Here is a 12,959-nt window from a genome sequence, read left to right as displayed (position 1 = left end):
GGCCGCGTCGTTTGGGAAGACCTGGATTGCTGGAACCCGAAGCGGTTTCTCGAGGTTGTCGGTTTCTGCAACATGCTGTTTCGCTTGATCAAAGAGCAGAGTGCGACCGCGATGCCATCCCACATGGGCATCTTCTATGACGCGGGCAGCGCCTCCCGGAAGGAGCTTGATCCGAACTACAAGAGCAATCGTCCCCGCATGCCGCAGGATCTCGTGTCTCAGCTACCGCTCATCGCCGCGGCGACCGAGGCCTTCGGGCTGCCATGCTTGCGGACGTCGGGCGTGGAAGCCGACGACCTGATCGCGACCTACGCCCGCATCAGCGGAGAAAATGGCCTGCAGGCCCGGATCTTTTCCTCCGACAAGGATCTCATGCAGCTTGTTTCTCCCTCTGTGGGCCTTTTCGATCCGGTCAAATGGATCGAGATCGATCGGGAAGCCGTGATTGCCAGATTTGGCGTTGCACCGGAACATGTGTGCGATGCCCAGGCACTGATCGGTGACAAGGTTGACAATGTTCCAGGTGTTCCTGGTGTTGGTCTGAGTCGGCTGCGGACCTTCTTTGGGAATTTGGAAGCCTCGACGACATCCTTCGGTTTGCCGACAGTATTGAACCGCCGAGGCGGCGGCTGGCAATCAACGATCACAGGGATCAGATTCTGCGTGCCCGCCAGCTCGTCCAGTTGGATAACCAGGTTGCCGTGCCTCTGGAGCTGGCGGCGCTGGCATACAGGCCATTCGATCCGCAGCGCCTGCTCGATTTTCTGAACGACAACGAGATGTCGCAACTTGTTCGACAGGTCGAACGCTATGTGGACGCGGCGGCTTGACAGAGCAGGGTCGTCAGGCATCGGCAGAGATGCTTGCGACGGATCTCGCAGTCGAAGATGTGCCACTCAGACCACTAGGCCTATTCGATGATCGAGTGCGCGTCGTTTCAATCTAATGCAGGTTTAGAAGAGGACCGCACGGTGACGAATATCATCGCTTTTCCGACTGTCGAGCAGCGCTGCGCATCGGGCAGGGCTGATGATCCGAATTCACCACCGGAAGCTGCCAACGACAGTGCCGACGTTCAATGGCAAGCTCAGTTGCAGATGATGGAGGAGGCGACCGCCTACCTGGAGTATCTGCGCCGAACATTGATCGAGCTGAGCAGCCCGCTTTCAACCTTGCGATAGCACCGTTCGTCCACGCGCCACCATCCGACAACACGCTCCGAAAACCCCAGCGGAGCGGCGTTGGGCGTGCCGGCGATCCGCAGCACACCTTCATGCATTCAGGAAAGGATCCATTATGCAGTTCAAGGGACAGAAGTTTCTCGTGACCGGCGGTGCCGGTGGTATCGGTCTCGCGCTGGCGAGAGGCCTCATCGACGCCGGGAGCCAGGTCGTCATATGCGGCCGCAGTCAGGAAAGTCTCGACACGGCCTGCCAGCAGGTGCCGTCGCTGATTGCGAGACGATGCGACGTCTCGAATCCCGAGGATCGCGCTTCCCTCATCGATTGGCTGCAGTCCGAACACAGCGATCTGTCGGGGCTCGTCAACAACGCGGCCGTCCAGTCCCGGATGAATCTTGCCGAAGGAGTGCCAGAGCATGTCGTCGCCGCCGAGCTTCAAATAAATTTCGTGGCTCCACTCATGCTTTCGCTGGAACTCCTGCCAATCCTGAAGCGGCAGAAGGGACAAGCGGTCATTGTGAACATTTCCTCCGGCCTGGCTTACTGCCCCGTTGCCTCCATGCCGATCTACAGCGCGTCGAAGGCGGCCCTGCACTCAGTCACGCTCAGCCTTCGCCATCAGCTGGCGCCTGAAGGCGTGCGGGTCGTCGAAGTAGTGCCGCCGCCCGTGGATACGGGTCTCGGCGATCATTCCGCACGCGACGCCCTTGCGGCAGGCTTGCCAGTCCTAACGCCTGATGCTTTCGTTTCGGAGACGCTGGCGCGCCTTGGGGCGGATGAACAGGAGATCATCGTCGGCCTGTCGAACGCCTCCAAGGAGCCGGGCGAAGCGCTGTTCGCCGTTTTCAACAGGGTTCTCACAACGAATTAGCTGTGACTCGGGGCGGCTGGTCCGGGCGCCGGTTGGAGCTAGTTAAGCCCGGCGGTCCACTGAGCCACGTGATCGGCGATGATCGCGACATGCTCGGCGGCCGTAAGACCGGATACGGCCTTTCTCGGCTGGAAGTCATGATCTCCATCTTCCACCCAGAGTATTTCGATTATTTCGGAAAGCTTGTAGCCAGAAACTTCCTCTCGCGATCCGAATAGGTCCCGAGTTCCCGGGCAGATGAGGGTAGGTGTCGTCATTTCCTCGAGATGGGCGGTCCGCGGGCTGCCCGGCTTTCCGATGGGATGGAATGGGTAGCAGAGGCAGAGCAGGCCGGAGATTTTTTGTGTACCGCGAAGTTCATCCGCAATCATGCTGGCCACGCGTCCACCCATGGATTTTCCCGCGATCACGAGTGTTCCCTGCGAACCTAGCTCGTCGATGACGGCTTCGTATTCTTGTTTGAGGAGTTCGGCGCGTTGGGGCGGCGACCGCTTTCCGGAGGAACGGCCATCCGACATATAGTCGAGAAAGCGAAAGCGGCATCGGAACGAAAGAACCCGTTCGCGAAAGTCCTCGAACCGTTTCCATAGCGGCCTCCCTTTCGATACCATGGCCTCCGTATGACTGTCTCGCTCCACACCTACACCGACGGCTCCTTCGATGCCGCCTCCCGCTCCGGAGGATGGGCCTTCGTTGTTTATGAAGGTGACCGCCAGTTATATGCGGATTGCGGCAAGGGGATGGGCACATCGAACAACACATTCGAAGTCCTCGCCGTTTTGAACGCGATGGCCTGGATCGCCGCCCAGACTCCGGCACGGTCGGTCACGCTCTGGACAGACGCCGTCCACGTCATCGAAGGCTGCTGTCGATGGAGGGCCATATGGCGCACCAACGGCTGGAAGCGGATCACTCCGAATCCGCACGCGCGGCGACGGCCGATCAGCGACATGGAGATCTGGCAGCAACTCGATCGCCTTCTCGATCAGCATCCGAATGTAGTCGTGGAATGGTGCAAAGGACATTCTGGGGTTGGCGGCAATGAACTTGCCGACACCCTAGCGCGCAATACCGCACGCCCGGCGGAGACTTGGCCGGCTGCCCTTAGTCGCAGTGCTTCGGTGCCTTAAGCGTCTTCACCATCCTGTCTACCAGTGGCCCGAACCGCTTCTGTTGCGCCGCGGGGTATTCGAGAGTGAAGTTTCCCATTGCGTCATCGCAGAGCGCGATCTGCCGCATGTAGATGATCCGGTCGCCCTTGGTTCCCGAAAAGCTCGCCCATGAAGTACCGCGCTTCTCGTACGTGAACGTCCAGCCGTCCTCGGTCTCGAACTTCTTCCGAAGGTCACTCTCCTCGATGAAGCCGCCTTCCGTCAAATAGTTGCCCCAGATGGACAGCTTCGCCGTTTCATCCGCGCTCTCGAGACCGATCCCGTCGCCGTTGTCTGGTGTCTGAACCGTTTTGAAGTCTGCTGGAAGGTCGATCACGTACCCGAAGCGGCCGTTTTCGTACGGTTTGAAGTCCGCGGCGACAACCGACGTGCCGAATACACATGCGGCGAAGATAATAATGGAGAAGCGATACATGGCAGCCCTCTGATGTGTCTCGTGTCAGAGGAAGTCACGAACGTCGACCTGGGGTCAACAGATATCAGTGTCGGTCGGGCAGGCCGGTGAAAATAGGAGAGCTAGGATGCCGGAGCGACCGTCTTCGTCGCGCAAGAAGTGCGGGAGACCGGGCTCCTCCGGGAGAAGTACGACGCCGATCTTGTCGTGTTCGACAGCCTCGATGCCGAAGGAAGTTCAACGAGGACACCCACCCAGTCGCCAACGTCGGCGCCGTGACGGACTCGGAAGAGGTCGCCAATCTCCCGGACATGACGACTTCAGAAACTGGATCGATGTCGCTTGGTCGGTGGTGGATGTTGTCGAGCCGGCGATCAATTGGCGGAAGCGGTTGACGTCCCGAGTTCCAATGATTCATAGGTGTCGGATCAGTCACTTTGGGAGCAGAAGTGATAGGGCACCGTTTCGTTGGCTCCCACGGTCATTCGCTTCAGCAAAGCGGCTTCCTGCGACTGCGGTACTGACATTTGTAGCGGAATATTCGGGGACAGTATGTTGACCGGATTCATTCCAAGGTCGTCGCGGACTTTTCGAATCGGGAGCGATGGTCTTCTTTTTCGAAGGCCATGGCGAGAAATCCCTGGGTTGACCTTCTTCTATCCCAGTCGACGCTAATCGTTGCAGAAATGGCAGGCGCCCATCCTTTTGCGGTCCAGCGACTTTCACAGATTGTCAGTCGGAGGCGGTCACTCCCCCTACCTCTGTCCATGAAGCGCGTTGCAAGGCGGGTGGATGAAATAAATATTTCTACAACCCACTTTACTTGCTTAAATAGTTGCTGCAACCATGGCAAAAAGCAGGGATGTATGTGGGATACTTCGCGTGTCCGGAATATAGCGAAGATATACGCAAATTTGAGATGTTTAAACTAAGCTGAAGAGCGTTCGTTTCTATCGAGGAAGCGACGACGGTAAGGCTGTGTCAAGCAAGTTAGGCCTGGGGCGTTTGTCATGGCGAAGTATTCATTAGCAATTTTGATTGCCGTCGTATTCTTGCTTCCGCTCGATGGATGCGCAAGACTCCCGCCCCTCACTCCGCAGGCCAGGTTGCCGGTCGCCGATGTCATTCGTCACGTCGATTGCGAAATGTGGAGCGCGTTCTATGGGAATCCCGGTGATCTACCCAGTTGGTTCCAACCCGACAAATGGGCCGTCTCGACATCTCTGACTTTGAAGGCGGACGGGGACATCGACATGGGTATTGCATACGATCACAAGTATCCTCACACGAACCATACGTGGGATGTCGGAGTATCGGCTGACGTCAAACAGGACGGCCATCGGGACACCACCATCACCTATAGCGGTGACATGAAGGACCTGAAGAACCTTAAGAACGATTGCCAGAAGCCGATTGCTGTCGCGTCATTCGGCGGTCACCCGCTCACAGGCAATTTAGGAATCGCAGAATGGCGCGACAGGATGATCAAGACGATTGACTCCTTCGCCGAGCCGGACGCGCTTTCCTATGCCAACGAGTTCAAGCTCACCATGGGCGCGGGCGCAGTGCCTACCCTCACACTGAAGGTGGCGAAGGATTCGCCGACTATTGGCGGCAGCTTAAGCAACGACGACACGATCAGCTTAGCCTTTGCGAAGATAAAGACGCCATCTCCGCCGACACCGATAATCGTGAAGGTCACCCAGGAAACCCACGGCGGAGCCGGCCCCAAGGTGCTTTCGATAACGCCGTCCAGCCCTGGTGTTGCGCCAGGCGGTGGTGTCAACCCGTACACGCAGCAGCGGCTTGATCAGATCCAGAATCAAGGTGTCATTCTTCGCAGCTTCCCGGACTGCAGGTCGCAAGGTCTGTGCCAGTGAATGCATCTCGCTGGGACGCCTGCATTAAACGCTCCAAGTTGACCACGAGCAAAAAGGGAAATCGCTATGCGGTTCGTCGCTGTCGCCATTTTGATCTGCTTAAGTGTCGTGCAAGCGTTAGCTGAAAACTCAACGATCCCGCGGTCTGCTCACCGATACATTCTCGCTCACGGTGAAAGTCTCGGCGCCATCGCCATCGATTGCACGGGCAAGGGGTCGAAATGCTCCATTTCGCAGTTCATGAAGGACGCTCGCGTATGCGCACTCCTTGTCATCAAGAAGGGCCGCATTCGGCTTGAGCGGTATGCGGAGGACCCGACCTATTGCAAGGATGATGGCGCGGCGCCGAATGGGCCTGGGAAGTTATACGGGATTGCATCGGTCACGAAATCGATCACCTCAACCTTGCTAGGCGCGGCTATGGCTGAACGGTATCACGCCCGATCGGCTACCGATTTCGCTTCGGTTCTTGCACATCCCGTGAAGACCTTCGTTCCGGCCTTCGCTCGCGATCCGGCAAGCGCATACGCAGACGTCCCGCTCGATCGCGTGCTTCGGATGCGATCCGCTGTTCGCTGGAGCGAATGGGGGTGGCATGGCTACTTTTCCGATAATGCTCGGCTGCTGAGCGAGGTTCGTCAGAAGGGTACGCAGAGTGTTGAAGACTTTGCCAGGAAATACCGGGTTCGTGTCTCCAGCGCGCAATCGCCCTTCGCATACTCAGCACTCGACGCGGCGGTTGCGGCACTTACGGCGGAGCGAGTGGCCGGGAGGAAATTGCCTGTTCTGGCGTACCAGAGGCTCTGGAATCCGATTGGGGCGACGTCTGTTTCGAAGTGGGGCGTGGACAAGACCGGGACAGCTCTGGGCAACTGCTGCTTCAGGGCCACCGTGGGCGATCTGGGCCGTTTTGGCATGTTTGTACTGAACAAAGGGAAGGCGCCGGATGGTACACGCATTATCCCGTCGGCTTGGTTCGACCTTGCGACGAAGCGGGTGAACGGCGCCGACGATGCAATCCCTCAAGAAAGCCCATCGCAGAACGCATCGTGTCCAATGGATTATCGGTTCTTCTGGTGGTTGCGTCAGAAGAGTTCGGATTTCACCGCGATCGGAACCGACGGGCAGTTCATCCATATCTATCCGGAATCGGACATCGTCATCGTGCAGATTAGCGATTGGCAGGGATGGAAGGATGGCGACCGACGCGAATGCGAGTCCTTCCGGGCGCACGATTCATTCGTCGATGCGCTCGGTAGATGAACTCACTATATGATTTCTTGGCGAAGCGCGCGGACGGGCGGCGTGTATGACTGACCGGGGGACGGGCGGCTCCGCTTGGATCGGCGTGCTCCTCCATACAATGAAGGCTTGCTTCGAACCCCGATGAGATGGATCAAAAGCAGCGGATCGCCGTGCGGTCCCAGATCAGGTTTGTCGGCTGATAAAAATGTCTAATTGCCGACAGCAAGCTACGCCCGAGTTCGTTTCCTGCTCGGCGACGAGGAATCGAACCTAAACTTAATCTGCATCGCATAGCGAGCTCGCCCCGCACTGCGGGATCGAACAACAACAACTATGCGAATTGAAATGACTGATAATTTTTCTACGAAAGCGTTCCAACGCAAAATCGACTCGTTCTGCAATCTGCGCTATGCCCCATTCCTGACGGCCGACGAGCTCGACCGATTGCGGGGTTACATGCGCATGCTTATTCAGACCCGCAGTCTCCCGCCGCGCGCCCAAGGCCAGACTGATTGGTCGTCAGTTTCGCGGTTTTGCGGCGTAAAGATGGAGCTCCTCTCGACCAATGCCCGGCTCATCGACCCGGGTTTGGACGCAGTCGCTCGCTGGATCAGAGGGACACCGTTGTCTGGCAAAGTGCCAGCGAGACCCATTGCTACGCGGAAGGAGAAGACGATACCGCAGAGAAAGCCATTCCGCGCGACCCAATCTGACGCGGCGCGAGAGCAGCCAGTATCGAGACAGCCGATAGTCAAACCCTCTTCTGAAGGATCGGCCCCAGGAAACGTTACATTCGTGGAGTTCCCTACGCCATTGTTTGATCAATGGATCGAGCCGACCGATTTCGCACAGGCGCTACAACTTCATCTACGTCGACATGGCGAGACATATTGGAAGCTTCATCGCGCGATCGTCGGCCCCGACGAGGCGATGGACAAGAGCACCCTTTTAAGCTGGATAGAAGGCCGTCGCGTGCCACGTAGCACCGACAGCTTCGACATCCTGGGTCGCATCGAGAGACGTTATCGACTGCCGGAAGGGTATTTCAAGGCGAAACTGCCGCATCCATCACGTTCGGCATCCGGTTTCGATCTTTCCGGGATTGAGCCCGCCGAGCGACGTCGTATTGCATGGCATCTGCCGGAAGACTTCAATTCGTTGTCGTTCCAGAAACGCGAGGAAATCATCGATTGGGTTCGCCGCGTAATCATCAGCGGATCGACCGACTACCGGAAATTCCAGGCGGCTGCAGCAAAGCAGCGATACGCGATCCGATTTCCAGGTGTCTCCTACGGAGCACGAGCGTTGGGAGATGGTAAGATTGCCGTTCCTGACGACCACGAGCAAACCTGGATTGAGGATCCCGATCTTCTGTCCGGCGTGATCGACGCGCCGCCGGCCCTTGCAATGGAAATGGCCGACCTCGTTCGCTTCAAGACCTCGGCGCTCACCTCGATCGGTTTTCAGCGCAATGGCGTCTGGGGTGAGGATACGGCTTCCCAGAAGATCGAACATCTAGGACTCATGTTCGGCGCGCTCGCGGCCTCGCAGCAAGGCGAAGTCCGCGGATATGGCGTGCCCCTTCGCCAACTAACATTCGGCTTGCTTCTGTTTCCCGGCATTTGGGACTGGTATCTGCAATGGCGGGAAAGCCGACGTGGCTTCTACACCGCGTGGGAAGTGGACATGTTGCGCATCTCTTTGGCCCTTACCAAGCAGGGCACCGGTTGGCTCCGGCAGCATCCGGAGCTTCTGCAGCGCGTCCAGCCGATCGCTGGCCTCGTCTCCCAGAATGAAATCGACTACGCGCGGGAGGACTGGCAGGGCGCCTGCGATGATTTTCACAAGCATGCGTCTCACCGGGTGAAGGAAATCCAGCGCATCGCCCGCGTGCATCGAGATCCATTCGAGCCGATCATGCCGGTCCTCGAGGCGGCAAGCCCTGTTGGTGAGTATCGCAAGATCACGGAAGAGATCCTTCGCTTGATGCCGGATGAGGATCGTTATCCGCGTCCGGCCGCTGAAGCGGTGCGGTCCTTCTTGATGCTGCGCCTTGGACTGCATCTAGGTCTTCGGCAGAAGAACCTCCGCCAACTGATGCTCTGCCCGCGTGGCCAGATGCCAAGGTCGGAACGTTTGCTAGAAAAGACGAAGCGCGGCGAAATACGTTGGAATGATCGTGAAGGTGGCTGGGAAGTCCTGATTCCTGCGATTGCGTTCAAAAACGCCCATTCGTCATTTTTCGGTGACAAGCCTTTTCGCTTGCTTCTACCGAATCTGCTCGACCTCTACAAATACATCGACGCCTACGTCGAGCGTCATCGGGCGGTCTTGTTGCGCAACGCATCAGATCCGGGGACATTCTTCGTAAAGACGGTGAAGACCACGAGCACGAACGCTGCCTATGATATCACAACCTTCTACGAAGCCTGGCGTCTGATTATTCAACGCTACGGCATCTACAATCCGTACACGGGCAGGGGCGCGATCAAGGGCCTGCTACCTCATGGCCCTCATAATGTCCGCGATGTCTTGGCGACCCACATTCTTAAGCAGACTGGGTCCTACGAGCAGGCAAGCTACGCCATTCAGGACACCGCGGCTATGGTTGCGAAACATTATGGGCGTTTCTTGCCGCAGGATAAGGCGGCGCTGGCCGCGCGAATTCTCAATCAGGTCTGGGAAGCCGCCTAAACAGGCTAGGGTGCGAGGCATTAAGGACGACTCCTCCTGATGCCTCGCCGACAAAGCGCAATTGATCGATCGTCTCCCGCACAATCATGTCATGGCGTTGTGGAGAAAGTTGCGACTTTCGGGCGAGTAACAAGAATAGCTTACGCTTTACCCGGCAAGCGCCCCAGTCTGGCGGAGCATCAATAGTAAGGGGTTCTGCGCCAGCAAGCTCGAACTCTTGACGGCTGCCATACGGGTGATGCAGGTCGGTAACAGTATACGCTGACAATTACTCGGCCCCGCAAGAATAGGTTGAAACGGATGCAATTAAAGCTCTAGTTTTCGGCGTCTGGGGAATCCACATGTTTGTCTCGTACCGCGTAATCATCGCCGTCGGCATGTCCATGGCTGTCGCTTCGCACTGCTTCGCCGATGAGCCCAGCTCCTCGGGAACAGGTTTTGCCGTGACCCCAGACGGCTGGATCCTGACCAATGCCCACGTGGTCAAGGATTGCGGGCGGATCGAAGTGAAAGGGAAGGGGGAAGCCACCGATCCTCGCATCGATGAAATCAATGATCTGGCGGTAGTGAAGATCTCCAGCAGTGATCAGTTGAAGCCGCTGTTATTCCGAAGATCCCCGACGAGGCTCGGCGAGGACATCGTTGCTATTGGCTACCCTCTGGCCACGCTGCTTGCGGATTCGGTCAAGATAACCACAGGGAACGTGAACGCTCTCGCCGGAATCCGCAACGACACCAGATACATCCAGATTTCGACCCCGATCCAGCCGGGAAACTCCGGAGGCCCGGTCGTCGATCGGAATGGATACCTCCTTGGCATCACCACCGCCACGCTGTCTAAAAGGGCTGCGGACGAGATCGGCATCACTGCCCAGAATGTAAATTTTGCGATCCGCGCCTCGGTCGCCGAGCTCTTCATGCAATCTCAGAGCCTCGCCGACCAGGTCGCCGACAATACTGAAAACATGGCCTCCTTGTCGACGGCCGATCTAGCGGATCGTGTCACGCCTTCGGTCTTTCAGATACTGTGCTACCCACGCGCTGACGCGCGGGTAGCGGCTGTGCCGTCCGAAGCGCCTAACACAGTGCAAACGCAGCCCCCGTCGAGTTCGGTCAACCTACCGACGGAGAGCGCGGTGACCAATGAACCTTCCCTTGAGGTTCCGCGCGCCCGGAGCGGATTCGTACGTCATCCCAAGGGAGTTGCACCCATCAAGTCGGCGGCCAACGGCGACGCTAAGACAATCGGGCAGGCAGCCAACGGAAGTCCAGTCGAGGTCATCGAACAGCTCGGTGATTGGTATCGTGTCACCGCAGGGGGATCCAGCGGTTATATGCACTATTCGTGGGTGCGGATAAACGAATTCGAAGAGCCAGTTGGCGACAGACGGTTCGTGCAAGTCAAAAGCTTCCGGACACTCGGCGATGCCCGGTCATACATAAAAGAATCTTCGATCCCGCTCTCCGCCCACCTTGCTGCCAACGGCTGGATCGCCGTCACGCTTCACGATGTCTACGGCGAGCAGGAAGCGAAGGATCTCTCCAATGCTCTAAAGGCCCATGGCCTCATTGCGAAAGACGCAATGGTGACCTTTGGGAACACCTATGTTCGCAAGGTCTGCTGTGACTGAAACCCGCGAAAGGAAAATCATGAGCTCTTCGTTTCGACGTCTTTCGTTTGGACTCTGCGCTGCCGTCGTCGCGACTGCCGCGTCCCCGGTCTTCGCTGCTGAGGATCATTCGATCTATTACGGTTCGCGGGCCGGTATGACGCTGACGACCGTCTCCAAGACAGGCATTGGAACAGCAAACGCGGTGATCATGGTCAAGCACACGCCGAAGGATGCCAAGGCGTATTGCGTGGGTTACGAGCTGGACAATTCGATGGCATGCGTGAAGCGCACGATGGCCGAGATCAAGGTCGGTGACAGGGTCACGGGCAATTGTAAAAAGGGCACTTGGACCGACATGTACGGCCAATCATATGCATTCGAGGGAGCGACGAAATCCGCCGACAGCATGGCCGAATACGCCATTCGCGACCTGAAGTCGGGCGAGATTCTGAACGGTTCGTCGGCCTCCAGATACGGGGTCGCGCTGACCATCTTTCAGCAGCTCTGCCCGGGTATCGCCAAATGAGACCCGGATTGATCTCGACGCTGGCTATATCTGGCTTGGCATTCCTGGTTTCCGATCCTGCCGTATCGGCCGAGTTCTCGTTCGAGGGCCTTAGGAATGGTCCGATTGCGGAAGCTCGCTTCCGATTGCATGGCGAGATCGAACAGGGCGACGTGCAGCGGCTCGATGCGACCCTCCAGTCATCCGGGATCACGCATGCCCAGGATCCCTGGCGAAAGATAGTGGTGTCGCTCGACAGTCCGGGTGGATCCTACCACGAGGGTCTCGATCTCGCCCTTGCGTTCCGGCGCCGTGGCCTCGCCACTGTTGTCCGTTCGAGTGATCAGTGTCTCTCCGCTTGCGCGATCGCCTTCCTGGGTGGAACTACTCTGCCAAAAGACCCGAATCCCGTCAGCGACGATGATCCGCTTCCTGGTCAGCTACCGGACCGATCGCTTGAACCGAAAGCTGTGCTCGGATTCCATCCGCCATATCTTGTTCTCCCGAATGACGAATACAACGCGTCGGTCGTAGCCGATGCCTATCGATCGGCTGTGCTGGGCATATCGAGGTTGGTGGAGATCGCTGACAGGCTCTACGTCGTTCCCGCGGAGCTGCCAAAGCTGCTTGCGCCGACGAAGGATGAGCTCTTCGTCGTCGACGATGTGGACAGCATTCGTGTTCTGGGCATCGACTACGAAGAGCGCTCGTATCAGATGCGGAATAAGCCGGGCATTACCAGGTCGATGATCGTCAATGGATGTGTGAACCGCTATTATCACCTGAAGCGGCGTAGCAGCATGGCCGGGTTCTCCGTAGCCAAGGCGACGATCGACGAATTCGTTGAAGGATCTCGGCTTCTCGAAAACGGAGAAGACAAGGTCGCCTTTGGGACGCACTCCTTCAGGCGGGGCTCGATCAAGACCTGGGTCGCCTATCTGCCCGTCGCGAAAACCGAGGACGGAAAGAACTTCGTCTGGTGTCTGTTCGAGCCGGGTCCATCCGACCTCAAAACCTACTACAAGGCTGCCGGATCCATCGAGGAGCTGTTCGCCAGCTTTGAGGGCAAGGGTGATCTGACGACCCTCTCCACGGCGCCGAACATGATTTCCCTCACAACGGGCGACTGGATCTACGACATGGTTCGCGACATCGATCTGGTGCCGCCAGATACGAAGCTCAGCGACGTCGCTACTGTCCTCGATCGATACTTCGCTTCCGAAAAGGTGCTGAACTGGAAGACCAACTGAAAAGCGCCGACCGCCCGCGCTTGGTTCTTCGTGCCGCGGTCCTGCTGCCGTCTGCTGTCGCCGCCTTTAGGATGACAGCCGCGGGTGTGAGGCCAGAAGGGTAAGAAAGCCTGACGGTGTGGATTTCGTGCGCCAGGCGGGACGATGTCGCACA

General features: G+C 57.8%; 12 protein-coding genes. 10 read left to right on the top strand and 2 right to left on the bottom strand.

What is annotated here, in order from left to right:
* The first annotated feature begins 21 nt into the window (after positions 1–21).
* From FHT85_RS24395 to FHT85_RS24385, 3 genes are all read left to right on the top strand, one after another.
* On the top strand, positions 22–768 hold the full coding sequence (locus tag FHT85_RS24395; protein WP_281412979.1) for a hypothetical protein: 747 nt from the start codon (positions 22–24) through the stop codon (positions 766–768).
* Positions 769–917: 149 nt separating this feature from the next.
* On the top strand, positions 918–1,181 hold the full coding sequence (locus tag FHT85_RS24390; protein WP_112412056.1) for a hypothetical protein: 264 nt from the start codon (positions 918–920) through the stop codon (positions 1,179–1,181).
* A 115-nt stretch (positions 1,182–1,296) separates the two neighbouring features.
* Positions 1,297–2,052 carry an SDR family NAD(P)-dependent oxidoreductase gene (locus FHT85_RS24385; protein WP_112412057.1) on the top strand — a complete coding sequence of 252 codons (756 nt, stop codon included), beginning with the start codon at positions 1,297–1,299 and terminating at the stop codon, positions 2,050–2,052.
* A 38-nt stretch (positions 2,053–2,090) separates the two neighbouring features.
* Here FHT85_RS24385 and FHT85_RS24380 read toward each other — a convergent pair whose 3' ends face one another.
* Positions 2,091–2,753, bottom strand: a complete 663-nt coding sequence (locus tag FHT85_RS24380; protein WP_409527350.1) for an alpha/beta family hydrolase — start codon at positions 2,751–2,753, stop codon at positions 2,091–2,093.
* Between FHT85_RS24380 and FHT85_RS24375 the strand changes: the two genes are divergently transcribed.
* On the top strand, positions 2,673–3,182 hold the full coding sequence (locus FHT85_RS24375; protein ID WP_112412059.1) for a ribonuclease H: 510 nt from the start codon (positions 2,673–2,675) through the stop codon (positions 3,180–3,182). The genes FHT85_RS24380 and FHT85_RS24375 overlap by 81 nt on opposite strands.
* Here FHT85_RS24375 and FHT85_RS24370 read toward each other — a convergent pair.
* Positions 3,157–3,639 (bottom strand): hypothetical protein, encoded by a 483-nt coding sequence (locus FHT85_RS24370; RefSeq protein WP_112412060.1) that lies wholly within the window; start codon positions 3,637–3,639, stop codon positions 3,157–3,159. The genes FHT85_RS24375 and FHT85_RS24370 overlap by 26 nt on opposite strands.
* 989 nt (positions 3,640–4,628) lie before the next feature.
* Here FHT85_RS24370 and FHT85_RS24365 point away from each other — a divergent pair.
* From FHT85_RS24365 to FHT85_RS24340, 6 genes are all read left to right on the top strand, one after another.
* A complete protein-coding gene (locus FHT85_RS24365) occupies positions 4,629–5,498 on the top strand; it encodes a hypothetical protein (protein ID WP_112412061.1) in 870 nt (289 codons plus the stop codon).
* Positions 5,499–5,564: 66 nt separating this feature from the next.
* Positions 5,565–6,761 carry a serine hydrolase domain-containing protein gene (locus FHT85_RS24360; RefSeq protein WP_112412062.1) on the top strand — a complete coding sequence of 399 codons (1,197 nt, stop codon included), beginning with the start codon at positions 5,565–5,567 and terminating at the stop codon, positions 6,759–6,761.
* Between the two features lie 327 nt (positions 6,762–7,088).
* Positions 7,089–9,437 (top strand): hypothetical protein, encoded by a 2,349-nt coding sequence (locus FHT85_RS24355; protein ID WP_112412063.1) that lies wholly within the window; start codon positions 7,089–7,091, stop codon positions 9,435–9,437.
* A gap of 341 nt (positions 9,438–9,778) precedes the next feature.
* Positions 9,779–11,068: a trypsin-like peptidase domain-containing protein gene (locus FHT85_RS24350; RefSeq protein WP_112412064.1), complete on the top strand. Its 1,290-nt coding sequence runs from the start codon at positions 9,779–9,781 to the stop codon at positions 11,066–11,068.
* A gap of 19 nt (positions 11,069–11,087) precedes the next feature.
* Complete coding sequence (locus tag FHT85_RS24345; RefSeq protein WP_112412065.1) at positions 11,088–11,576, top strand: hypothetical protein; 489 nt, start codon at positions 11,088–11,090, stop codon at positions 11,574–11,576.
* Positions 11,573–12,805 carry a hypothetical protein gene (locus tag FHT85_RS24340; protein WP_112412066.1) on the top strand — a complete coding sequence of 411 codons (1,233 nt, stop codon included), beginning with the start codon at positions 11,573–11,575 and terminating at the stop codon, positions 12,803–12,805. The genes FHT85_RS24345 and FHT85_RS24340 overlap by 4 nt, the downstream gene beginning before the upstream one ends.
* Positions 12,806–12,959 lie beyond the last annotated feature (154 nt).

It is taken from the genome of Rhizobium sp. BK312 (genome assembly GCF_014193605.1).
Taxonomy (GTDB): domain Bacteria; phylum Pseudomonadota; class Alphaproteobacteria; order Rhizobiales; family Rhizobiaceae; genus Rhizobium.
The sequence above is the reverse complement of the archived record's forward strand: the minus strand, read 5'-3'. Positions and strand labels throughout refer to the sequence as shown.

What these genes read in the sequence shown, in the direction of transcription:
- FHT85_RS24390 (WP_112412056.1), top strand. Translation starts at nt 918, where the DNA reads ATGATCGAGTGCGCGTCGTTTCAATCTAATGCAGGTTTAGAAGAGGAC.
- FHT85_RS24385 (WP_112412057.1), top strand. Translation starts at nt 1,297, where the DNA reads ATGCAGTTCAAGGGACAGAAGTTTCTCGTGACCGGCGGTGCCGGTGGT.
- FHT85_RS24375 (WP_112412059.1), top strand. Translation starts at nt 2,673, where the DNA reads ATGACTGTCTCGCTCCACACCTACACCGACGGCTCCTTCGATGCCGCC.
- FHT85_RS24370 (WP_112412060.1), bottom strand. Translation starts at nt 3,639, where the DNA reads ATGTATCGCTTCTCCATTATTATCTTCGCCGCATGTGTATTCGGCACG.
- FHT85_RS24365 (WP_112412061.1), top strand. Translation starts at nt 4,629, where the DNA reads ATGGCGAAGTATTCATTAGCAATTTTGATTGCCGTCGTATTCTTGCTT.
- FHT85_RS24360 (WP_112412062.1), top strand. Translation starts at nt 5,565, where the DNA reads ATGCGGTTCGTCGCTGTCGCCATTTTGATCTGCTTAAGTGTCGTGCAA.
- FHT85_RS24355 (WP_112412063.1), top strand. Translation starts at nt 7,089, where the DNA reads ATGACTGATAATTTTTCTACGAAAGCGTTCCAACGCAAAATCGACTCG.
- FHT85_RS24350 (WP_112412064.1), top strand. Translation starts at nt 9,779, where the DNA reads ATGTTTGTCTCGTACCGCGTAATCATCGCCGTCGGCATGTCCATGGCT.
- FHT85_RS24345 (WP_112412065.1), top strand. Translation starts at nt 11,088, where the DNA reads ATGAGCTCTTCGTTTCGACGTCTTTCGTTTGGACTCTGCGCTGCCGTC.
- FHT85_RS24340 (WP_112412066.1), top strand. Translation starts at nt 11,573, where the DNA reads ATGAGACCCGGATTGATCTCGACGCTGGCTATATCTGGCTTGGCATTC.